Raw genomic sequence first — 21,892 nt, 5'->3', positions numbered from 1 at the left:
GCGGGCAACTAATGATACTATATTGACAGATAGGTTAAATAATTGGGTATTGGCATAAATAAAAATTTTGCAACTATTCCCATTATGTAAAATGATATCACAAGTCAAGCCAAAAAGCCACCACCCCCGCCAAAAAAAATTTTTTGCAACATTTCTTAACATTTCTTTACATAACTTAACAATCATCCTGAGCTATTTATATTGAACGCGAGGGTCTAAAAATCCATAGAGTATATCAGCAATGAGGTTAAAAAACACGACCAAAACCGCATAAACAAAGGTAATACCCATGACGACTGGGGTATCACTACGATAAATAGAATTGACCAAAAGCGCGCCAATTCCGGGGACTCTAAACACCTGCTCTGTAACCAATGCGCCCGTAAAAATTTCCGGGATATTTAAAGCCATTAAAGTGATAACAGGAATTAAAGCATTGCGTAAGACATGAAAGTTAATCACCTGAAAATTAGGTAATCCTTTAGCGTGTGCGGTGCGGACATAATCGCGGTTTAACTCCTCCAAGATAGCCGACCGAATAAATCGCATTAACACGGCTGATTGGAATAATGCCAATACCGAAATTGGCATTATTGACTGTTGAATTTGTTGCCAGAATGTGGATAAGTTAGTAACCTGTAGGTTACTATTATAGATAAACGGAAACCAGTTGAGATTAACACTAAAGATAATAATAAATAACAGCCCCGTAAAAAAAGGTGGCAGGGAGAATCCCAAAAAAGCGAAGGTGGTAGCTAGTTGGTCAAATAGTGAATAGCGCTTGATGGCGGAAATTATGCCCAAGGGGAAAGCGATAATGACTGCCAAAAGATACGCAGAACCAGCTATCCAGAGGCTGGTGGGTAGTCGTTGGCTAATTAGTTCACTGACAGGAACCCTGCTGGTAAAAGAGTAGCCCATATCCCCTTGTAAAAATGACCAAGCCCACTTAAAATAGCGAATCCATATCGGCTGATCTAAACCTAGCGATCGCCTAATATTTTCGCGAACTTCGGCGGTAATAGAAGGGTTAGAGGCGAACTCTCCCATAGGGTCGCCGGGGGCTAATGCCAAGACTAGAAATAATACAACACTAATGGCTATCAAAGTAGGAATAGCAGTTAATAAGCGATTAATAATATATCTAGTCATCGGTTAATTTTGATGATGGATTAGATAGATAGATTGAGTGATATAGACAAGGTAAGCCTGGGGTGAGGTTTACCTTGTCTGAGGGATATTTGCCCCAACTCAGTCAATCAGAATATCCTCAGAGGATTGGTCTTCCCGGTGTTGCCAGTTGATGCTGGGAATGTGTTCAAAGGCTTGTTTAAGGGAGTCTTCCCACATTTTCCTAATTTTGGCTAGGTAGGGGTCTCCCAGACGCAGACGCAGCCAGTTATCAATTACAAAAGTATCTCTTTCATACATAGCCAGATTGATAGGGGGACCCACAGAGATATTAGACTTCATGGTAGAGTCAATAGACAAAAGGGCACATTTAGCGGCCGCCTCTAATTGGGTATTAAAACTGAGGGTACGATCTAAAATGGGTTTACCATATTTGGTCTCCCCAATTTGCAGGAAGGGGGTGTCCTTGGTGGCATGGATGAAGTTGCCTTGATTATAGATCAGGAATAGGGCGGGGTCTTGACCTTTAATCTGACCAGCTAAGAGCAAGGTGCAACTAGCATCAATGTTATGCTTTTTGAGGGAGGCTTCATCAAATTCTTGCATTCGCCGCAGTTGACCACCTACATAACGAGCGACATCATACATCGATTCGAGGTTATGGAGATTTTGATTGTCGTTAATTTTGAGGTCTTTCTCTAGTGTGCTGATAATTCCCTGGGTGATAGATAGGTTTCCGGCGGTAGAGAGTAAAATCACCCTTTCCCCAGGATTAGAAAAATCAAATAGTTTGCGATAGGTAGAAATGTAATCAACTCCTGCGTTGGTGCGGGAGTCGGCAGCCATTACAAAGCCGTAAGAAGTAATTATACCGAGACAGTAGGTCATAACCGGAGGAAGTGATAAGGGCATATTGACATTCCCCGCGTTTCATAGAGACGGGGAGATTATTAGGATTAGTAGGGTGCGTCAGATTGAGAAAAATAACCGGATAACCGAAAACTATCCACAACTGACACACCTTACAGACAGACCCAGTTGGCTGAGGATTGATTGCTGGCCACCCCTATAGGGTGGGGCTTTACCCCAAATTATTGGTCACTTCTGACAATACCTCACTATTGAACCTAGAAACAATGCACAGTTTGTAGCTGACTATCCCCTGGGACGGATATGGCGAGGGGGCTAAAATTATCCGCTCACGATCCCATTTTGTTTTCCATGATGCAATTGCAGAATTGATTACGGGCTACCCTCAAACCAATTGATTTGGCAAATTATAAAAATTCAATCGAAAAAAGGATGGTCATTTGGTCTCATAAATGTTAACATTCGTAACATAACGTTGAGTAATGTAAACGCCTTGGCGTTGATAGGCGCTGGGCTACTAAGGATGCCTGGCTGCTACATCGGAGAAAAGCGTGATTGCCCGTCGCTTTTATTTCCAGTTCAAGTTATGGGCTTAATTTGTCAGAGCTATCGGGGAGATGCCATGAAAACTGCTAAAACCTCGGACACCGACTCGGTGCGGGCCTACCTGCGAGAAATTGGTCGTGTTCCTCTGCTGACCCATGAGCAAGAAATTGTCTATGGTAAACAGGTACAACAGGCAACTTTATTGCAGGAAAAACGCAATGAGTTGGCTAAACAATTAGCCTATGAACCTACTGAGGCTCAATGGGCTGAATTAGTTAACTTGTCTGTGGCACAATTGCAACATATCTTGCATCAGGGTCAATTAGCCAAGCGTAAGATGGTAGAGGCTAATCTGCGTCTGGTGGTCTCTGTGGCCAAAAAGTATATCAAGCGCAATGTGGATCTGCTCGATCTCATTCAGGAAGGTACTATCGGGATGCAACGAGGAGTTGAAAAGTTCGATCCTACTAAGGGTTATCGGTTTTCTACCTATGCCTATTGGTGGATTCGACAAGCCATTACCCGCGCGATCGCTGAAAAAGGCCGTACTATTCGCTTGCCGATTCATATCACAGAAAAACTTAATAAAATCAAAAAGGCACAACGTCAACTTGCACAACAGTTAGGCCGAGCAGCTACTATGAATGAATTGGCTGCTGAGTTGGATCTCACTCCTAAGCAGATTCGTGAGTATCTCGAAAAATCACGTCTTCCTTTATCTCTCGATCTGCGGGTTGGTGATAATCAGGATACGGAATTGGTTGACCTGTTGGAAGATACTACCAATTCCCCTGAGCAGTTTGCTCTTAATTCTTCTTTGCGATCAGATTTAGAATCTTTGATGACTGATCTTACTGACCAGCAACGACAGGTTTTAGCTCTGCGCTTTGGTTTGGATGATGGACAGACTTTAACTCTCGCTAAAATTGGCGATCGCCTTAATATCAGTCGTGAAAGAGTCCGACAAATTGAACGGGAGGCTTTGACCAAACTTCGTAAGCGCAAACAGGATGTTAATGATTACCTAGCTAGTTAATAATCTACTTTTTTTGATTCTACTCTGGGGAAATTAACTATTTCCCCAGTTGTTTTCACTATCACTCAATCTCTCATGTCTGAAACCTTATCTGCTGTTCCCCATAAATCTATTGGTGTTGCTGTGATCTGGAACGATGACGGACATATTTTGATTGATAAACGTCTTCCTCAAGGTGTTATGGGCGGACTTTGGGAGTTTCCTGGTGGTAAAATTGAACCCGGTGAAACTGTTCAAGATTGTATCCGACGCGAAATTTCTGAGGAAATTGGCATTGCGATCGCTGTCCAAGACCATCTGATCACTGTTGAACACTCCTATAACGATTTTCGGATTACACTTGAAGCCTATAACTGCACTCATCTCTACGGAGTACCTAAAACAATAGAATGTCAAGAAATTCGCTGGGTTACTTTGGCAGAAATTGATCAGTTTTCCTTTCCTCAAGCTAATCAGAAGATTATTGCCGCTCTTCGACAGCTACATTGTTAACTTTTGTAACGAAATTTTAAGAAATGTTAAAATTTTCGCTTTTTTGGGGGGAGGGGTGGCTTTTTCGGTGCAGTTGCGGTACTATTTTAATATAATGGGATGGTTGCACTTTTTTTATTTTTGCAAATATCCCATTATTCAGCGTATTGTCAATATATTACCGCTAATCCTCACCCCTGTCAACCCCTCAAGCGCGAATTTTCCGAAGTGAACTACCCCACCCTGCCGCCCTAGAGGATGGGGCTTCCTGATTCAACGGGAACTGCATCTAACAAAACCGATGTTTTGCCAGGTTGTCTTACATTCCCTCCACAGGCAGTATCGCTGGTTCCCAACGACAATATCCGCAAGGCTTCATTTCTGATATTTTGTGCCGCGTTGACATCTCGATCATGAAAAGTCCCACAATGTTGACATTGCCATTGACGAATATCTAACGACAAACTATCTACTCGGTTGAGGCAAACGTGACAGGTTTTAGAGGATGCAAAGAAACGGTCAACCTCAATATAGGTTTTTCCTTCCCACTCCGCTTTATATTTAAGCATTGTGGTAAACATTCCCCAGCCTACATCACTAATCGCCTTGGCTAGTTTGCGGTTTTGTACCATCCCTTTTACATTCAGATTCTCTACAGCAATAACTTGGTTTTCGTTGACTATCTGGCGGGATAGTTTGTGTAGAAAGTCCTCACGGCAATGGGCAATCTTGCTATGAACTTTAGCTACCTTTACTTTGGCTTTAATTCTATTATGACTGCCCTTTTGCTTACGGGATAGTTTTTTTTGTTGGCGTTTAAGATTACGGTAATGTTTGGCGAAATGACTGGGATTATCATACTTTGACCCATCACTGGTAATGGCGAAATGAGTCAATCCAACGTCAATGCCAACTGCTTTACCTTCGGTAGACTGACTCGGAGTTTCTTTCCCATCATCCACCAATACCGAAGCATAGTATTGTCCATCAGAATTTTGGGAGACAGTTACAGTTTTGATTGTCCCTTCAAATTCTCGATGACGATGACAGTAGACTAGCCCAATCTTCCCAGGTAGTTTGATATAGTCTCCTTCAAACTTAACGTTGGCGGGATAACTTAATGACTGCCGACCATGCTTTGACTTGAAACGGGGCAATTGCGCCCGCTTCTCAAAGAAGTTTTTGTAGGCAGTGGAAAGATTGAGAGCAACAACTTGCAAAGACTGGGAATAGGCATCCGTTAGCCAAGGGTATTCCTTTTTTAACCCTGGCAACAGACCCTGGATATATCCACGAGATAATCCTTTGCCTGTCTTGAGATATGTTTCTTGGCATAGGTTGAGTGCCAAATTCCAATACCAACGACAGCATCCAAACGCCTTGGCGAGAGACGCTTTTTGGTCGTCGGTTGGGTAGATGCGATACTTGTACCCCTTATACATTATCTTGATTTGCTGTTGCCGATAACATTGTAGCTGATCATCCGAGGATTCGCTATCGCTCAGTTTGTTTATTGGTTGCTATTCATCCCCTCCCTGCAAGCGAGGAAGGGGAATTCCGCCACATTTTGTTAAATTGAACAAAAAATCAACAAGTTGACTTAAAAGGTAGGGTAAATGTCATAAACAGGTAGGGTAAAGTGAAAACAGCTACCGCCCATCGAAGAGGTAGAACTGACCCAAATCTGACCATAGTGAGCATGGATAATTCTCTGACACAGGGATAAACCAATACCATAGCCATCGAGGGACTCATCCCGTTCGAGACGGAAGTGATCCTGAAAAATGCGATCGCGATTTTCTTCAGGAATACCGGGGCCACTGTCACAAATACTGACCTGTATTTTTTGGGTAGTCCGATGCAAGACAGACACCCAAATAGTGCCACCCTCTGGGGTATATTTAATCGCATTATCCAACAAATTAACAATAACTTGACGAATCCGTTCGCGATCGGCATAGACATAAGGAGTATCAGTAGGTAAATCCGTTTTGAGTTCCAGAGATTTCGCCTGTAACTGATCATCAAACTCTGGTAGTATCTCCTGAAAAAATGCTAACAGTGACAATTGCAAAGGTTGCAGTTGTAACCGAGAACTCTGACCAGTAGCCGCCTTTAATATATTAGTAATCATCCTATCGATCTGACGGATCTGAGTACGAGCTTGTTTAATTAAGCGAGATTTGAGAGCCGGTGTAAATTTCTTAGAGTTAGGCGCTCCGGCGATTTGGCTATTTTCCAAAGTTTCCAAAGCCAGAGAGGCGGCGGTCAAAGGACTACGGAGGTCGTGGGCCAAAATTTCAATAATCCGATCCTTAAAACTTACCTGTTGTTGCAATTGTTCTTTTTCTTGCTTGAGGCGAAACACCTCGTCACTGAGTCGGATTAGTTCTGCAATATAGTTGAGGTCAGCAACAGAGCGATAATTTTTAACTGAACCTTTCGCCTCAAATGGCTGCTGAGTTTGATACTGTTCAAGAGATTGCTGCCACCGTAGCCAAAATTCATTAAGCTGCTTAACAATATCAGTACCCGCTAGAATATGTCGGGGTGAGGGATGAATTTTGACCAAAGCCGGGGTGGCAACTAACTTAAAGTGTTCAGCCAGATAGGGCTGCTCTCCCACATCAATAATTTGCAGATCAAATCTGTCCTCAGATTTAAGGACTTCGAGATATTCACATATTTGTTGGACTTGCTCTCTGGAGCTAGGGCGACCATCGACAAACAGCAAAAGCTGTAAGCATTCTTCAGAGTTGGTCTTGCTATGGGTAGTTCCGACTTCCATGAATGACTTTCAATGGGGACAAAAGACCTGATCAATTCGACACTGCTGCTGGAATATGAAGAGCTAGGGGATGATACTAGCGCTTACTGGTTGACTCAATTTAATATCTGCTTTAGATTCTAGCCTGTGATTTGACATCATGGCTAATCAAGTTGACCCCTATCTGCCGTAAATATGAGATATTAATGATTTGAGCTAATTTAAGATGGAGTGGTTATCTTGGTCAACTGGCATAAAAACCCGTCCCTGAAACTGTTGCTAGGTAGTGCGATCGCATTTTGGGGCATCTGTATGGTTTTGTTACTGCACCGCTACTTCACCTTTTATGCTTCCTATGATCAGGGCATTTTTAACCAAGTCTTCTGGAATGGTATCCACGGCCGTTTTTTTCAGAGTTCCCTATCTTCCGCCCTGTCTACTAATGTTGTCCACCAAGGCCAGTTCCCCGACGTTTCCTATCACCGCCTCGGACAACACTTTACCCCCGCTTTGCTCCTATGGCTACCCCTGTACGCAATATTTCCCTCTCCTGTCACCCTCAGCGTCTTACAGGTCACTTTGGTAACTGCTGCGGGTTTAGTTCTTTACCTCCTAGCCAGACAATACTTAGAACCGCCTCTATCTGCCTTAATTGTAGTTAGTTTTTATGGCGCTAATGCAGTTATCGGTCCCACTTTAGCTAATTTTCACGATGTCAGCCAAATTCCTTTATTTGTGTTTACCCTTCTCTTGGCTATGGAGAAAGGTTGGTGGTGGTTATTCTGGATATTTTCCGTTTTGATTTTAGGGGTGCGAGAAGATGCTGGCGTGGTTTTATTTGGCGTGGGAGTTTATATGATTCTCAGCCACAGATTCCCCCGCCGTGGCTTGATTGTCTGTGTTCTCAGTTTCGGTTATATGCTGGTTTTAACTAATCTGATTATGCCCTTGTTTTCGGCGGATATCTCCCAGCGGTTCATGATGGAACGCTTTGGTCAATACGCCGAGGGAGATGAAGCCTCGACTTTACAAATTATTTGGGGGATGGTTAGTAATCCCTTGCGGTTTATTCAGCAGTTATTTACTCCCTTTGGTCGCACTATTACATATCTTTTGGGTCAATGGTTGCCTTTGGCTTTTATTCCGGCGATCGCTCCCGCTTCTTGGATGATTGCCGGCTTTCCTTTATTAAAGTTGTTTTCTGCTCAAGGAATGTCCGTTTTAGCTATTACAATTCGCTACGCCATGACCGTAGTTCCCGGATTGTTTTATGGTAGCATTTTGTGGTGGGCTAAACAACAAGAAAAATCCCCAGAAGCTGAGTTACCTTCTCCCAAATTTCGCCGTTTTTGGGTCGCTTGTATCTGTCTGTCTTTGATATTTACCATCACTTCTAATCCCAATCGAACTCTGTATTTTTTAATCCCTGATTCCATTCAACCCTGGGTTTATGTTTCTTTGACTGAACAATGGCCACGGTCTCAAAATATGCGATCGCTTTTAGCCGAAATTCCCCCTGATGCTAGTGTGGCGGGAACTACTTATTTAATTCCTCATTTATCCAGTCGCCGCCAGGTTCTACGCTTCCCTCTGTATCAATTAATCAATGATCAGGGTCAGTTGGTGGCTATGGATTATATTATTGCTGATTTGTGGCAACTTCAACGCTATCAGGTCGCTTTTAGTGGCGATCGTGATGCTTTACGTGCGATCGTAGAAACTACCGATCGCTTGACTTCTACTCAAGAATATGGTATTTTACAGTTCGATAATGGCTTGCTTTTAATGCGCCGGGGTTTTCCTTCTGACCCTAATGCTATGGAAGCCTGGGGGGAATTTCGACAAGAGGTTATTAGTTAACTCTCCGACAAAGATACTCCCCAAAACTGTGGGGTTGAACTTTACTCTGTTTTCCGTCTGAACTCACCCGCAGGCGATCGCGACAATTATAAATCCACTCTCCCTGCGCTACCCCGTCAATACTCAATTTCGCCCTATATTCCCAATGGTATTTGGCGCTGCGTTTGATGCTAATTATACATATCTGGTGATGATCAAACATTCGACATATCCCAGCTTCTGAAACTGGTGCGATCGTCACTGACAATAACCCAAACAGCACTAAACCTAAGACTAAAAATCTCATGGCTTCTGTCTCATTCTCCTCTTACAACCACCCCTTAACTCCTTAGACTATCCTATACCCTGATTGGGGAGGTATGCACATAATGTCTATTTTGTCAAGACACTGCTTTGGGACTTCCCCCAATTCCCCGAAAATTCGTGCATCGACATTTTTAAATTTTTACCAGATAATATTAATTTTAACCATTGGATAGGGGTTACAGAGCTTTTTTTTGCACCAAGACACAAGAAGCCCTTGGAAGCCATTTCCTACATGGTAGCAAAACCCCTATAATCTCGTCAAGTATTTGCTAGTTATTATCAATAAAAACTTATTAATTCTTAACAAACTTTATAAAATCAAAACTATCGCCAGCCATACATTAGCTAAACTTAACTAAATCCTCCCATTTAGGCCAAAGTTAGTGTTACCTAAGATACGCCAAACCGACAATTTCAACTATTGAGTAGGAATTAGTGAAGTAGCCAAAAAGAGAAACCGGGTTAGTAGCCGAGGGTATCCGAGGCTTTGGCTTTGGATCTTGCTGGTCTGACAGCACATCATCGAGCATAGCTATAGTATCCTCAGAGGTTTTTACGAGGGTTATATGGTAGATATTTGCGGCTTATTGATTAATAGTATTAGCCGCCAATTTAGGCAAGATAATTGTCAATCTAAACGGAGCGCCCCAGTCGGTAAATCGCCGCCATGACGCTCAGTAGTAAAGGACTCAATTCTGCCTTCAAAAGAATTAAAAATAACCCGAATCTCATCATAGCCCACAGCAGTAGAAACCCCTCTAGGTGTACGACAATTAACCTGAAGTAGCCAGCGAAAACCATCCACATCCTGATAATAACTTTTGCCACAATCAAAGCCAATAAAGCCTTCGATCGCCAATTGATTTAATCCGGCGATTCCCATAGGGCTACCAAGTATGGCATCAATAGTATCACGGGTTTCCTGTTGATTGAGCCTGCGCCATACTATATCGCTGCTAAGATTCTGAGCCAGGATGATATCCTCGGAAAAATCAAGGTTAATTTGACCATGAACCGGACTCGCAAAAGTTGCGAAAAATCCCGCCAGCCCTAGCATTTTTAATGCCTTAACAACAGATAAGTAATGTGTAGCAGACATAATTTTCTCTTCCAGTAATTGTTACCAGACCCATCTTATCATCAAAGCAACAATAGCCTAGGGAAAGTATAGGTAAGTTGGCAATTGTGAAATAATGAGGATGATATTTGATAGAATTGTGGCGGACACCTTAGCCATCAATAATTTACCAGTGAACTTTCAATCAGTTATTGCCACCCTGAACCAATTTTGGAGCGATCGCGGTTGTTTAATTGCCCAACCCTATGATACCGAAAAAGGGGCAGGAACCATGAGCCATCATACATTTCTACGGGCGATCGGTCCAGAACCTTGGTCTGTGGCCTATATAGAACCCTGTCGCCGCCCTACAGATGGACGTTATGGGGAGAACCCTAACCGTTTTCAACATTATTATCAATATCAGGTGCTAATCAAGCCTTCTCCCAACAATATCCAAGAGATTTATTTAGACTCTTTGCGGGTACTAGGAATCAATCCCGAAGACCATGATATTCGGTTTGTTGAGGATAACTGGGAGTCCCCCACTTTGGGTGCTTGGGGTGTAGGTTGGGAAGTGTGGTTAGATGGTATGGAAATTACTCAGTTTACCTACTTCCAACAATGCGGAGGAATTGATTGTCGTCCGGTTTGTATTGAAATTACCTATGGATTAGAAAGGCTGGCGATGTATTTGCAAAATGTAGATGCGATCGTCAAAATTGCTTGGACTGATGAGATTAACTATGGTGATATTCATCTACAAGGGGAAATAGAACAATGTACCTACAATTTTGAGGCATCTAATCCGGAGTTACTGTTTAATTTATTTTCGTTGTATGAACAGGAGGCGGAACAGTTAATTGAGCAAGGTTTAGTTTTACCGAGTTTAGACTATGTTCTCAAGTGTTCCCACAGTTTCAATTTATTAGATGCTAGGGGGGTAATTGCTGTGACTGAACGCACTAGATATATTGGCAGAATTCGGACTCTGGCGCGCCGGGTTGCTCACTGTTATTTAGAACAACGAGAAGGTCTGGGTTTTCCTCTGCTAAAATCTTCTCAAGCCGCTTAAAATTCCTCCCAGTCATGGCTTATGGGTATAGGTATACAGACAAGCCGTGCCTTGTCCCTTCCCTTCCCTACTGTTAATTTCATGGTGCAGGGGGTAGGGGTTGATTTGAACCGGGGGAATCGTTGTCGGTTAGGTTGAAAAAATGACCAAAGGATGTCATAATGAGAGATTGTGAGTTTTAAACGATTGCCATGCAAGCCCAGGAAATTATCCGCGCCATTGAGCAAGAAGAGATCGAAAGTGTCAAAACCAACGTCCAAAAAGAAAGTATCCCTAAAATCTATGTGGGAGATACGGTGAAAGTCGGTGTCAGAATCACTGAAGGTGGAAAGGAACGGATCCAGCCCTATCAAGGGACGGTAATCGCTATGCGTAATGGTGGTATCAACGAAACTATCACCGTCCGTCGTATTTTCCAGGGGGTTGGGGTAGAACGGGTGTTCTTGCTTCACTCACCCAGGATTGCTAGTATTAAGGTAATCATGAGAGGGAAAGTCCGTCGGGCTAAATTGTACTATCTTCGCGATCGCGTTGGGAAAGCGACGCGGGTTCCTCAGCGTTTTGACCGTCCTCTGTAAGTCCCTTGTGGTGAAGGTTTCCGAGCAAAACTTGAAATTTCCCAACCAAGCACTTGCATTGTTCAAAACACCGTGCTATACTAGCAAACGCATGTGGCATAAAAGCCCCATGCTGGGTGCGTCCTTAGTTCAGTTGGTAGAACGCAGGTCTCCAAAACCTGATGTCGAGGGTTCAAGTCCTTCAGGGCGCGTTAACTAAGCAAAAGTAAACCGGGTTAAGTTGTTTTTAACCTGGTTTTTGCATAGGAAAGCTGCCGAGCGAGACGAATCAACTACAACTGAAAAAGTGTTATGGGATATTTAATTATTGCACTGAGGATGTTATGATAAGTAGTTTGAGCCAGCGTGCGGCAGTTGTTAAAATCGACTGTTAAGTTAAAAATCACGAGGGGGAAAGCTGTGTCAAAGAAAGAAGAAGCAGGGATTCAGGAAGTCCCGAAGGGGTTTAGTGTTGGTGGTTTTTTGAAAGGAACCAAGGAAGAACTAGATAAGGTGGTCTGGCCAACTCGTCAGCAACTGCTGAGTGAATCGGCGGGAGTCTTATTAATGGTAATGCTTTCAGCCACACTAATCTATTTAATAGATAACTTCTTTCGTTGGTCGTCGGGGCAGGTATTTGGATGACTTTTGGATCAGATGAGTCAGAACAACTCAATGCAATGTCTGAAATAGACAGTGAGTCAGAATATGCACCAGGACAAGTTCGCTGGTATGCTGTTCAGGTGGCATCGGGCTGTGAAAAGCGGGTGAAACTGAACTTAGACCAACGGGTTCAAACTCTGGATGTGGCTGACCGGATTCTCAAAGTGGAGATTCCCCAGACTCAGGCGATTAAACTCCGTAAGGATGGTAGTCGCCAGCATGGTCAGGAAAAAGTATTTCCGGGCTATGTGTTAATCCAGATGAAACTGAACTGGAATAATGAGTTAAACCAGTGGGATGTTGACGATGAGGCTTGGCAGGTTGTCAAAAATACCCCTCATGTGATTAACTTTGTCGGGGCAGAGCAGAAACGTCACTCCGGGCGAGGGCGGGGCCATGTTAAACCCCTGCCATTAAGTCCATCAGAAGTTGATCGGATTTTCAGACAAACCCAGCAACAGGAAACTGTTGTCAAGGTAGAGATGGCGAGTGGGGATCATATCCTGGTGCTATCTGGCCCGTTCAAAGACTTTGAAGGGGATGTCATTGAAGTGAGCCCGGAACGTAATAAGCTAAAAGCCTTACTGTCGATTTTTGGACGAGACACGCCAGTGGAATTGGAGTTCAATCAGGTTGAAAAGCAGGGCTAACAAATGGCAAAGAAAGTTGTAGCAGTTATCAAGTTAGCAATTAACGCAGGAAAAGCTAACCCAGCTCCCCCTATCGGCCCAGCTTTGGGTCAGCATGGGGTGAACATCATGATGTTTTGTAAGGAGTATAACGCCAAAACTGCGGATAAGGTGGGTTTGGTGATTCCGGTAGAGATTTCGGTTTATGAAGATCGAAGTTTTACTTTTGTCCTCAAAACTCCGCCAGCGTCAGTGCTAATTAAGAAAGCGGCCGGAATTGAAAAAGGTTCCGGTGAACCGAACCGGGTTCGAGTGGGAACAATTAACCGCAGCCAGTTGCGAGAAATCGCAGAGGTGAAAATGCCTGACCTGAATGCGAATGATGTGGAAGCTGCCATGAAGATTGTGGAAGGGACAGCCCGTAATATGGGTATTGCTGTCTCGGATTAACTTAGGTAGCTAAGAAAAAAATTTGAGCCAACCCAATTGTTGAATTGAAATATTGGGGGAGAAGTGTAACTTCGTTATTGACCCCAGGAGGAAATCATGACAAAAAAAGTATCGCGTCGATTACAAGAACTTCAACAAAAGGTTGAAGATAGACTTTATGAACCCCTAGAGGGCTTGACACTACTCAAGGAAACGGCAACTGCTAAATTCGTGGAGTCGGTGGAAGCTCACATTCGTCTTGGTATTGACCCTAAATATACCGATCAGCAACTGAGAACAACGGTTACACTGCCGAAAGGAACCGGACAAGAAGTGCGGGTGGCTGTTTTGGCTAAAGGTGATAAGGTGGCTGAAGCCCAAAGCGCTGGGGCGGACTTGGTGGGGTCAGATGATCTGATCGCAGAAATTCAGAAAGGAATGCTGGATTTTGACAAGTTAATCGCTACACCGGATATGATGCCCCAGGTGGCTAAGTTGGGTCGTTTGTTGGGTCCAAAGGGTTTGATGCCTTCCCCCAAGGGTGGTACGGTGACTATGGATTTGACTCAGGCGATCGCTGAATTTAAGGCAGGAAAACTGGAGTTTCGGAGCGATCGCACCGGGATTGTCCACGTGATGTTTGGAAAGGTATCTTTCTCAGCGGAAGACCTGCTGGTTAACCTGTCGGCGTTACAAGAATGTATTGACCGTAACCGTCCCTCTGGGGCTAAAGGTCGCTATTGGCGGAGTGTTTATGTCTGTAGCACTATGGGTCCAGCGATTCAGTTAGATATCAATGCTTTGCGGGATCTGAAAATCGCGGAAGCTGCATAGGGAAAGGGAATCTGTGAGCTACAGAAACTCGAAGAAGTAGACAGGGAGAGGGAGGGGAGGAGGTTGGTACTCAAATCTCATCATCCCTACTCCCTGCTGCTGATTTCCCGAAAAATAACTTTTTGCTTGACAAGATACACGAACAGTGTAATAATGTTTAATTGTGCAATTAAGCACTGTAGCCCACTTATAATTCTAAAGATCTGATAACCGAAGACAGCAGGCGCAACTGGCTTAATATCCTGCCGAGGTTAAGGTATTAAAGATTTTAACGGTGAATTAAAGGCTAATTATGCCTTGAGTTCTAACGGATAATTTTTATTCCTTTACCCGGCTTGATGAATTCCGGGTTTTTTAATGCCAATTTGTCTTCTGTTTCACCCATTAGGGATTGGGCGTTCATCAAACACGGAGGTTCAACAGGAATGGGAAGAACCTTAGCCCAAAAGGAAAAGATTGTTGTAGATCTCCAGAAGCAGTTAAGCTCGGCTCAACTGACTTTGGTGATTGACTATACTGGGCTGTCTGTTTCCCAAATTACTGACTTGCGGAACCGCCTTCGGGAAACCGGTAGTGTCTGCAAAGTCACAAAAAACACCTTGATGCAGAAAGCCCTTGAAGGGGATGACAACTGGAAAGCGATGGAGAAATTCCTCAGCGGTAGTTCAGCGTTTATCTTCATTCAAGACGATTTAGGTGCTGCGATTAAAGCGTATCAGGCTTTTCAAAAGGAAAGCAAAAAAACTGAACTACGCGGCGGGGTGATGGAAGGTCGGGCTTTGAGTCCTGATGACATCAAAGCTATTACAGAACTTCCCACCAAGGAAGAACTCATTGCTCGTATCGCCGGAGCGATCAACTCTATTCCTACGAAGGTGGCGGTTGGAGTCAATGCAGTTCCCACGAAACTGGCGGTTGGTATCAAAGAAGTTCCGGCTTCTCTGGTGCGCGCTATCAAGGCTGTATCCGAAAAAGACGATTCCCAGGCGGCTTAGATCGCTTTTCAATTGCTTGTTATTTATTACTTGTTGAGGGTTAACCCATGTCTGAAAAAACTGATCAAATTTTAGAACAACTCAAATCTTTGAGCCTGTTAGAAGCATCTGAGTTGGTTAAGCAAATTGAGGAGGCTTTTGGTGTTGATGCTTCCGCTTCTGCTGGCGGCGGTATGATGATGATGGCGGCTCCTGGTATGGCGGCTCCTGGTGCTGAAGCGGCGGCGGAAGAAGAGAAAACTGAGTTTGATGTAATTCTGACTGAGTTCCCCGCTGATAAGAAAATCGCGGTTCTGAAGGTGGTTCGTAGCATTACTGGCTTGGGTCTGAAGGAAGCTAAAGACTTGGTGGAAAGCGCTCCTAAAGCTATTAAGGAAGCTACCACCAAAGAAGATGCGGAAAGCATTAAGAAACAACTGGAAGAATCTGGCGCTAAAGTGGAAGTTAAGTAATTCTCTTACTACTAACAGGACCCTCCTCTCAATTAATTAATTAATTAAGGGGAGGGTTTTTTAGTTGACTGGGTTCGGTGGTGGGGTTAAAAACGCTAACTTCTTTGGGGGTGAGGTTTTGGGGGGTTCTATGGAGGCGATCGAAAATGTGGCGGGACATTTGAGGAAATATGTCTTGATCTTGAGAGTAGGCGGGATCGTTGGCGAAAATTGCTAGAATATAAATGGTCTGATCATCTAGGGTTCTTACAAAAATCACTTCTTGGCGTGAGTAGCTGGTATAACCAACTTTGGAGCCAAAATATATATCTGTGGGTAATGATTGACCTAAAAATCCTTCGATGAACTGACGATCGCTTTCCTCAAAAGTTTCGGGATTTAGATCTCGGGTGAGAAGGTAAGCCATTTTGGTGCTGGCTATGGGAGAAACGGCTTGCTGGGTGTAAATTTCATACATTAACCGCGCCGCCTGGTCTGTGGTGATTTGGTTTCCATTAACTAGGTCTGGAGTTTGCTTTAATTGCAGATCTCTACCTGTGGGTGTTTCTTGTGAGTTGTCGATGGGATAATTTTTCATGCTGAGAATGATTCCAGCATAACCAGCTTGTTCAAAGAATTTGTTAATCTGACTGCGTTGGTTTAGCCAAGTTGTTAAGTCTTTTCCGGTTAAGGCTTCCCCGGAAGTGCTTTGGGTAATAGCATCTACAATTTCACTGGCTGATTGATTATCGGAAATGCGAATCATTTGGTTGAGGTGGTCATGAAATTTCGATTCATCCCTAATTGACCCACGTTCAACTTGATCAAAAAAGCCCACTAACCAAAATAACTTGGCAACGCTGGCGGGAAACCTTAAAATTTGGTTATTGTATCCCGCTTTGTAGTGCTTGCCGGAATCGCTAACATCTACTAAGGTGATCGACAGTGCTTCGGTGGGGAATCCTTTGTTTTTGGCGATCGCTACTGTTTCATTAACGATCGCCTGTAGTTGTGCTTTACTATCCCAGTTGGGTGGTGAGTGCACATTATAACCGCTTTTTATTTCTTCTGTTGATGAGATTTGATCCACTTTTGCGGTTGATAGTTTCACTACTAGGGATCTTACTATCGACAGCATACCCCACCCCAAAGCGAAAGCGATCATCACTAACAATAACAGCCGATCATACCGTAACCTTGGCAGAGCCTTAACATTACTCATAATCCGATTGTTTTTATGGGAGTTTCCCCGTCGGCGAATGTAAACCATTTTCTCAGCATTGACCACAATATCTCAGCATACACAGCATACCTTAACCCAAGGCGATCGCTACCACAGAAACTTCTAATTGTTGATTTTTTCATCAATTTTTAAAAAATGGCCCCCCTAATTTAGCGCCGGGGGTTGACAAGTCCTGGGAACTAATGATACTATCAAGGTAGTAAGTTACACAATGAAAATCTGTCTCAAAATAAAAAAGTTAGCAATATTCCCATTATCTAAAATAGTATCACAGCCTCCCCAAAAAAGCAACCACCTCCCCCCAGAGGAAATTTTTTGTAACATTTCTTAATTTTTCGTTACAAAACTTAACAGAGGGGTTGATTTTCAGTTCAAAGCAGCATTTCGGTCTGTGACTGGGTGAGATAGGACAAAATAGAATCAACAGTTTGTTGCTTGAGCCATCTTTTCTGGACTGCAAGTTCGCCAAACCTGAGATATTTTTGCTGTTGTTCAAGCAAAATCAAGTTAATTTGTTGATCATCCAAAAGCATAGCCTGTTTGAGGTAATAACCCAAAGGTTGCCTTTGTTGACTCCCACCAATTTGAGGTAGCTGCTCGGCAAAAAAATCCACGGTTTCTTGACGTAGCCAACCCAAATCTGTGACAATTTCACCAAAGCGGAGATTGTGCCTTTGGTCTTGAATTGCAAGCACCCGTTGTACCTGAAGTTCATCTAATAAACCCGCATCCTGAAGTATTTGTCCCAATAGAGGCATTTGCCAATTAGGGATAGCCATGTCTCCCAGAGAGCTAAAGGGGGAATGATAAAGGTTAAGTTTTTGTTGCATGAGTAGCAGGAAAAAGGGCATATCTTCAATGAGATAGCGCTTCCAGAGGCGCAGTGGTTCAGATACGAGTCTGTGTAACCACTCCAGACCGGCTTCACTTATCCACTGAGGTGAACGGGGTTTTTCTCCGGCTTCAAAATCAATAGTCGCGCCAATAGCTAAGAAGATTTTGGCATGGTTGAGTTTATCCTTATGTTTCATAATCCACTTTTCTTGTTTGGGAGCGCCGACCCCAATAGCGAGAACAGAGGCTTTTGAGTGATTAATGCGATCGACAATGCGTTGACATTCAAGTTCGTCTTTTTCAAAGCCAAAGGGTGGAGAGTAGCAGTCAACGACCATTTCACGGCCGACTTTTTCATTGATTTTTACTTTCGCCCTAGCGGCTACACCTTCAGCGGCACCGAGTAAAAATATTGTAATCTCTTCACAATCTCGGTAGTAATTATAGAAGGCGGGAAATAGGTCAGAGCCTGATATTTTTTCGGTAATTGGCTGGTTGAGAAGACGAGAAGCATAATAGACAATCTGACTATCACAGACGCGGTAATCGGACTTATTATAGATGTCATAAAATTCTTTGTCTTTCTGCAATCGCATCAAGTGATCGACATTAGGAGTGAAAACAATACCGCCACGTCTCCCAAGTTCTTCTAGGAGTTGTTCGGTGGTAATATTGTCAATACATATATTGAATAACTTAACTTCGTTCATGATATATGTACCGTGTTTTTACAGTTGTACCAAAAACCAGATGATAGATGGTTTTGATGGAGTTTTTGTTAGGTGTCAGTGGGCTGACTTGTCTGTAACACTTAATGAATGAAACTTAGCACGAATACCTCGGCATATTTTGGTCAACTAAGTTGCACTGAACTACTGCCAATTTTGATTTTGCTAAAAAGAAGGATATAGTAGGAAAATGGCTGGTTTAGTGACAAGTAAATCAAACTATCATGGGGATTTCACGCTGGAGGTGAAACGATAAAAACCACCCAGCAGCCAGTGCGGTGCTAAAACCGAATCCCTTGGCTGAGGCAGTTAACCAGATCATAAGGGTGAATAGCCTATAAAATCAAGAAGATTATGTAAACAATTAAGAGGCTATTGTAAAGCTTTAGTGAAGCTGGAGGGTAAAATCTCGATCGCCTTGAATACAGAAACCGGGGGCTGTATCAGGTAGATCAGCCCCATGGTTGAATTAGAGAGAGGGTTATGGCTTAATCCTGATAAGCGGTCATAGGCGCACAGGAACAGACAAAATTGCGATCGCCAAAGGCATTATCAATGCGACCCACAGGCGGCCAATATTTATAGTCACGAGTCCAAGCGGCGGGATAAGCGGCCACTTCCCGGGAGTAGGGACGATTCCACTCACCCAAAATCAGAGATTCTGCGGTGTGGGGGGCTTGTTTAAGGGGGTTATTTTCCCGGTCAAACTCCCCGGACTCAATGGCAGCAATTTCCTGACGAATAGCAATCATAGAGGCACAGAAACGATCCAACTCATCGAGGGACTCACTTTCTGTAGGTTCCACCATCATAGTACCAGCTACCGGCCAAGAAATAGTAGGGGCGTGGAAACCGTAATCCATGAGTCGTTTAGCGATATCATCGACATCGATATTGGCGGATTTTTTAAGCGATCGCAAATCCAAAATACACTCATGGGCAACTGTACCATTGTTACCCTTATAGAGAATCGGATAAACCCCCTGTAGGCGACGCGCCATATAATTAGCATTGAGAATGGCGACCTCCGTAGCTTTTTTCAAGCCAAACGCGCCCATCATAGCAATATACATCCAGGAGATGACCAGAATACTAGCACTACCCCAAGGCGCAGCCGAAACCGCGCCGCCTTTGGGAGTTTCCCCCATATCCACGACACAATGACCGGGTAAAAACGGTAATAGGTGTGGCATCACCCCAATGGGACCCATTCCCGGACCACCGCCGCCGTGGGGTATACAGAAAGTTTTGTGCAAATTCAGGTGACAGACATCAGCGCCAAAATCTCCGGGACGACATAACCCCACCTGTGCATTCATATTAGCACCATCCATATAGACCTGACCCCCGCAGCGGTGGATGATGTCACAAATATGGCGAATACCGTCTTCAAACACGCCATGAGTTGAGGGATAAGTTACCATCAAAGCAGCGAGTTGGTCTTGATGCTGTTCCGCTTTTTGCTGCAAATCATCAATATCAATATTACCCTGACTGTCGCATTTAACAGGTACAACTTTCATGCCACACATAACGGCACTAGCGGGATTAGTACCGTGGGCAGATTCAGGAATTAGACAAATATGGCGTTGATTTTCTCCTCGGCTTTGATGATAACCACGAATTGCTAATAAACCTGCGTATTCCCCTTGAGAGCCAGCGTTAGGCTGTAGAGAAATACCAGCAAATCCGGTAATTTCTGCCAACCATTCCTCAAGCTGTTGGCACAAAATCTGATAACCCTGAGTTTGAGATTTAGGTGCGAAGGGGTGCAACTTGCCAAACTCCGGCCAGGTGACGGGAATCATCTCGGCGGTGGCGTTAAGTTTCATGGTACAGGAACCGAGAGGAATCATAGAGGTAGTGAGGGATAAATCCCGACTTTCTAAGCGGTGTAAATACCGCAATAATTCGGTTTCTGAGTGATGGCTATTAAAAACGGGGTGAGTTAGGTAGGCAGAAGTGCGAGTTAAATGGGGGGGAATGGCGGATTTTATGGCAAGTTCTTCTAAGCCAAAGTGTAGGGGTTTACCCATGGCAAAAATTTCCAGCAGATTAATAATATCTGCGGTGGTGGTAGTCTCATCTAGGCTGATACCAATAGAGTTATCGGCTATTTGTCGTAGGTTAATCTGGCGGAGTTGGGCGAGGGTGATAATTTCTGATGAGGATATATCGCCTAATTCCACTTGTAGGGTATCAAAAAAGTGATGATTGGCGATCGCATATCCCAGCTTTTGCAAACCCGTCGCCAACACCAGAGTTAACTGGTGGATATTCTCAGCGATCTGTTTTAAGCCTTGTGGTCCATGATATACCCCATACATACTAGCAATGACAGCTAACAGAACCTGGGCGGTACATATATTACTGGTGGCTTTATCGCGGCGAATATGTTGTTCTCTGGTTTGGAGGGCGAGTCGGAGGGCGGGTTGACCCTGGCTATCAATGGAAACCCCCACCATACGACCAGGACAGGACCGTTTAAAGGCGGATCTGGTGGCAAAATAAGCCGCATGGGGCCCCCCATAACCTAGGGGAACACCGAGGCGCTGGGTGCTTCCTACGGCGATATCAGCGCCTAATTCTCCTGGGGGTGTAAGTAGGGTAAGGCTGAGGATATCTGCAGCCATGGTAATAATGGCTTTATGGTTATGGGCGGTTTGGATAAATTCCCGATAGTCGTAAATTGCGCCATTAGTGGCGGGGTATTGCAATAAAGCCCCAAAAATTGGCTCGCTAAAGTCGAAGGTGCGGAAATCTCCAATAATGATTTCAATACCTAGGGGTTTGGCCCTAGTTTCTAGGACATCTATGGTTTGAGGGTGACAGTCTTGGGAGACAAAAAAGTGATGGGCTTTGGCTTTGCTAATTCCATAACTCATAGTCATGGCTTCGGCGGCGGCGGTTCCTTCATCGAGAAGGGAGGCATTAGCGATTTCTAGCCCGGTTAGGTCGATAACGAGTGTTTGAAAGTTTAGTAGGGCTTCTAAGCGTCCCTGGGCGATTTCGGCTTGGTAGGGAGTATATGCGGTGTACCATCCCGGATTTTCTAGGATGTTCCGTTGGATGATGGGGGGGGTTATACAGTCGGAGTAACCCATACCGATAAAAGAACGGTAAACCTGATTTTTACTGGCAATTTCGCGGAGTTTGACTAAAGCCTGATGTTCTGTAAGGGGGGCGGGTAGGTTCAGGGGACGGTTTAAACGAATGCCTTGGGGGATGGTATTATCAATCAGGCTTTCTATACTGTTGTATGCGATCGCTGAGAGCATTTGTTGAATTTCAGCGTCATTGGGGCCGATATGTCGGTTGAGGAATTGATCGGCGGGGGTTCTATTGATGTGACCATCACGGGGATGGCTGAGATTCGATGTACTATGGTTTGGGGATTTGGTGGGACCGGGTAAATTGATATCCAGCATGA

21 protein-coding genes, 1 tRNA gene and 1 other annotated feature are annotated in these 21,892 nt (G+C 44.0%); of the genes, 12 read left to right on the top strand and 10 right to left on the bottom strand.

All coding sequences use genetic code 11. The annotated features are described in order from the left end of the window. Positions 1-192: 192 nt before the first annotated feature. Together N39L_RS01885 and N39L_RS01880 are read right to left on the bottom strand one after the other, a co-directional pair. Entirely contained in the window at positions 193-1,152 is a 960-nt protein-coding gene (locus N39L_RS01885; RefSeq protein ID WP_014274112.1) for an ABC transporter permease, read from the bottom strand. 99 nt (positions 1,153-1,251) lie between these two features. Next, entirely contained in the window at positions 1,252-2,019 is a 768-nt protein-coding gene (locus tag N39L_RS01880) for a proteasome-type protease (protein ID WP_043468855.1), read from the bottom strand. 604 nt (positions 2,020-2,623) lie between these two features. On the opposite strand from N39L_RS01880, the gene N39L_RS01875 reads away from it, so the two are divergent. After that, entirely contained in the window at positions 2,624-3,583 is a 960-nt protein-coding gene (locus tag N39L_RS01875; protein ID WP_043467940.1) for an RNA polymerase sigma factor, RpoD/SigA family, read from the top strand. 75 nt (positions 3,584-3,658) lie between these two features. Then, positions 3,659-4,075 (top strand): 8-oxo-dGTP diphosphatase MutT, encoded by a 417-nt coding sequence (gene mutT, locus N39L_RS01870; RefSeq protein WP_006617775.1) that lies wholly within the window; start codon positions 3,659-3,661, stop codon positions 4,073-4,075. Positions 4,076-4,305: 230 nt separating this feature from the next. On the opposite strand, the gene N39L_RS01865 is transcribed toward mutT, so the two are convergent. Together N39L_RS01865 and N39L_RS01860 are read right to left on the bottom strand one after the other, a co-directional pair. Beyond that, complete coding sequence (locus N39L_RS01865) at positions 4,306-5,496, bottom strand: RNA-guided endonuclease InsQ/TnpB family protein (RefSeq protein WP_014274109.1); 1,191 nt, start codon at positions 5,494-5,496, stop codon at positions 4,306-4,308. 158 nt (positions 5,497-5,654) lie between these two features. Beyond that, on the bottom strand, positions 5,655-6,842 hold the full coding sequence (locus N39L_RS01860) for a histidine kinase (protein WP_006619251.1): 1,188 nt from the start codon (positions 6,840-6,842) through the stop codon (positions 5,655-5,657). Positions 6,843-7,133: 291 nt separating this feature from the next. Between N39L_RS01860 and N39L_RS01855 the strand changes: the two genes are divergently transcribed. Beyond that, positions 7,134-8,681: a DUF2079 domain-containing protein gene (locus N39L_RS01855; RefSeq protein WP_081471263.1), complete on the top strand. Its 1,548-nt coding sequence runs from the start codon at positions 7,134-7,136 to the stop codon at positions 8,679-8,681. Here N39L_RS01855 and N39L_RS01850 read toward each other — a convergent pair. Further along, a complete protein-coding gene (locus N39L_RS01850; RefSeq protein ID WP_014274107.1) occupies positions 8,674-8,967 on the bottom strand; it encodes a hypothetical protein in 294 nt (97 codons plus the stop codon). The genes N39L_RS01855 and N39L_RS01850 overlap by 8 nt on opposite strands. Before the next feature lie 648 nt (positions 8,968-9,615). After that, positions 9,616-10,086, bottom strand: a complete 471-nt coding sequence (locus tag N39L_RS01845) for a hypothetical protein (protein WP_006619248.1) — start codon at positions 10,084-10,086, stop codon at positions 9,616-9,618. Between the two features lie 151 nt (positions 10,087-10,237). On the opposite strand from N39L_RS01845, the gene glyQ reads away from it, so the two are divergent. The 9 genes from glyQ (at position 10,238) to rplL (ending at position 15,678) form a co-directional block, all read left to right on the top strand. Continuing rightward, on the top strand, positions 10,238-11,119 hold the full coding sequence (gene glyQ / locus N39L_RS01840) for a glycine--tRNA ligase subunit alpha (RefSeq protein ID WP_006619247.1): 882 nt from the start codon (positions 10,238-10,240) through the stop codon (positions 11,117-11,119). 191 nt (positions 11,120-11,310) lie between these two features. Continuing rightward, positions 11,311-11,697: a 50S ribosomal protein L19 gene (gene rplS, locus N39L_RS01835; protein ID WP_006619246.1), complete on the top strand. Its 387-nt coding sequence runs from the start codon at positions 11,311-11,313 to the stop codon at positions 11,695-11,697. Positions 11,698-11,815: 118 nt separating this feature from the next. Further along, positions 11,816-11,888 (top strand) — tRNA-Trp (locus N39L_RS01830). 208 nt (positions 11,889-12,096) lie between these two features. Beyond that, positions 12,097-12,321, top strand: a complete 225-nt coding sequence (gene secE / locus N39L_RS01825; RefSeq protein WP_014274106.1) for a preprotein translocase subunit SecE — start codon at positions 12,097-12,099, stop codon at positions 12,319-12,321. After that, positions 12,318-12,989: a transcription termination/antitermination protein NusG gene (gene nusG, locus N39L_RS01820; RefSeq protein ID WP_006619244.1), complete on the top strand. Its 672-nt coding sequence runs from the start codon at positions 12,318-12,320 to the stop codon at positions 12,987-12,989. The genes secE and nusG overlap by 4 nt, the downstream gene beginning before the upstream one ends. 3 nt (positions 12,990-12,992) lie before the next feature. Then, positions 12,993-13,418, top strand: coding sequence for a 50S ribosomal protein L11 (gene rplK, locus N39L_RS01815; RefSeq protein ID WP_006619243.1), 426 nt, complete (start codon positions 12,993-12,995; stop codon positions 13,416-13,418). Between the two features lie 96 nt (positions 13,419-13,514). Beyond that, positions 13,515-14,231: a 50S ribosomal protein L1 gene (gene rplA / locus N39L_RS01810; protein WP_006619242.1), complete on the top strand. Its 717-nt coding sequence runs from the start codon at positions 13,515-13,517 to the stop codon at positions 14,229-14,231. A gap of 192 nt (positions 14,232-14,423) precedes the next feature. Then, positions 14,424-14,596: a sequence feature (ribosomal protein L10 leader region), on the top strand. A 60-nt stretch (positions 14,597-14,656) separates the two neighbouring features. Then, complete coding sequence (gene rplJ / locus N39L_RS01805) at positions 14,657-15,226, top strand: 50S ribosomal protein L10 (RefSeq protein WP_006619241.1); 570 nt, start codon at positions 14,657-14,659, stop codon at positions 15,224-15,226. A gap of 47 nt (positions 15,227-15,273) precedes the next feature. Beyond that, positions 15,274-15,678 (top strand): 50S ribosomal protein L7/L12, encoded by a 405-nt coding sequence (rplL, locus tag N39L_RS01800; RefSeq protein ID WP_006619240.1) that lies wholly within the window; start codon positions 15,274-15,276, stop codon positions 15,676-15,678. Positions 15,679-15,718: 40 nt separating this feature from the next. On the opposite strand, the gene N39L_RS01795 is transcribed toward rplL, so the two are convergent. From N39L_RS01795 to gcvP, 4 genes are all read right to left on the bottom strand, one after another. Continuing rightward, entirely contained in the window at positions 15,719-16,702 is a 984-nt protein-coding gene (locus tag N39L_RS01795) for a serine hydrolase (protein ID WP_231852067.1), read from the bottom strand. Between the two features lie 173 nt (positions 16,703-16,875). After that, a complete protein-coding gene (locus N39L_RS01790) occupies positions 16,876-17,022 on the bottom strand; it encodes a hypothetical protein (RefSeq protein ID WP_157888662.1) in 147 nt (48 codons plus the stop codon). A 249-nt stretch (positions 17,023-17,271) separates the two neighbouring features. Next, positions 17,272-18,444 carry a WecB/TagA/CpsF family glycosyltransferase gene (locus N39L_RS01785; RefSeq protein WP_006619237.1) on the bottom strand — a complete coding sequence of 391 codons (1,173 nt, stop codon included), beginning with the start codon at positions 18,442-18,444 and terminating at the stop codon, positions 17,272-17,274. Positions 18,445-18,950: 506 nt separating this feature from the next. Further along, positions 18,951-21,890, bottom strand: a complete 2,940-nt coding sequence (gene gcvP / locus N39L_RS01780) for an aminomethyl-transferring glycine dehydrogenase (RefSeq protein WP_006619236.1) — start codon at positions 21,888-21,890, stop codon at positions 18,951-18,953. Between the last annotated feature and the right edge of the window lie 2 nt (positions 21,891-21,892).

Origin of the sequence: Limnospira platensis NIES-39, from assembly GCF_026000695.1 — a bacterium.
Taxonomy (GTDB): domain Bacteria; phylum Cyanobacteriota; class Cyanobacteriia; order Cyanobacteriales; family Microcoleaceae; genus Limnospira; species Limnospira platensis.
Note: the sequence above shows the minus strand (reverse complement) of the source record. Positions and strands in the feature narration are given on the sequence as shown.

What these genes read in the sequence shown, in the direction of transcription:
- N39L_RS01860 (WP_006619251.1), bottom strand. Translation starts at nt 6,842, where the DNA reads ATGGAAGTCGGAACTACCCATAGCAAGACCAACTCTGAAGAATGCTTA.
- rplJ (WP_006619241.1), top strand. Translation starts at nt 14,657, where the DNA reads ATGGGAAGAACCTTAGCCCAAAAGGAAAAGATTGTTGTAGATCTCCAG.
- N39L_RS01845 (WP_006619248.1), bottom strand. Translation starts at nt 10,086, where the DNA reads ATGTCTGCTACACATTACTTATCTGTTGTTAAGGCATTAAAAATGCTA.
- N39L_RS01865 (WP_014274109.1), bottom strand. Translation starts at nt 5,496, where the DNA reads ATGTATAAGGGGTACAAGTATCGCATCTACCCAACCGACGACCAAAAA.
- rplK (WP_006619243.1), top strand. Translation starts at nt 12,993, where the DNA reads ATGGCAAAGAAAGTTGTAGCAGTTATCAAGTTAGCAATTAACGCAGGA.
- N39L_RS01885 (WP_014274112.1), bottom strand. Translation starts at nt 1,152, where the DNA reads ATGACTAGATATATTATTAATCGCTTATTAACTGCTATTCCTACTTTG.
- gcvP (WP_006619236.1), bottom strand. Translation starts at nt 21,890, where the DNA reads ATGCTGGATATCAATTTACCCGGTCCCACCAAATCCCCAAACCATAGT.
- N39L_RS01855 (WP_081471263.1), top strand. Translation starts at nt 7,134, where the DNA reads ATGGTTTTGTTACTGCACCGCTACTTCACCTTTTATGCTTCCTATGAT.
- N39L_RS01785 (WP_006619237.1), bottom strand. Translation starts at nt 18,444, where the DNA reads ATGAACGAAGTTAAGTTATTCAATATATGTATTGACAATATTACCACC.
- mutT (WP_006617775.1), top strand. Translation starts at nt 3,659, where the DNA reads ATGTCTGAAACCTTATCTGCTGTTCCCCATAAATCTATTGGTGTTGCT.
- rplS (WP_006619246.1), top strand. Translation starts at nt 11,311, where the DNA reads ATGCAAGCCCAGGAAATTATCCGCGCCATTGAGCAAGAAGAGATCGAA.
- N39L_RS01880 (WP_043468855.1), bottom strand. Translation starts at nt 2,019, where the DNA reads ATGACCTACTGTCTCGGTATAATTACTTCTTACGGCTTTGTAATGGCT.
- N39L_RS01875 (WP_043467940.1), top strand. Translation starts at nt 2,624, where the DNA reads ATGAAAACTGCTAAAACCTCGGACACCGACTCGGTGCGGGCCTACCTG.
- nusG (WP_006619244.1), top strand. Translation starts at nt 12,318, where the DNA reads ATGACTTTTGGATCAGATGAGTCAGAACAACTCAATGCAATGTCTGAA.
- N39L_RS01790 (WP_157888662.1), bottom strand. Translation starts at nt 17,022, where the DNA reads ATGAAAAAATCAACAATTAGAAGTTTCTGTGGTAGCGATCGCCTTGGG.
- N39L_RS01850 (WP_014274107.1), bottom strand. Translation starts at nt 8,967, where the DNA reads ATGAGATTTTTAGTCTTAGGTTTAGTGCTGTTTGGGTTATTGTCAGTG.
- rplL (WP_006619240.1), top strand. Translation starts at nt 15,274, where the DNA reads ATGTCTGAAAAAACTGATCAAATTTTAGAACAACTCAAATCTTTGAGC.
- rplA (WP_006619242.1), top strand. Translation starts at nt 13,515, where the DNA reads ATGACAAAAAAAGTATCGCGTCGATTACAAGAACTTCAACAAAAGGTT.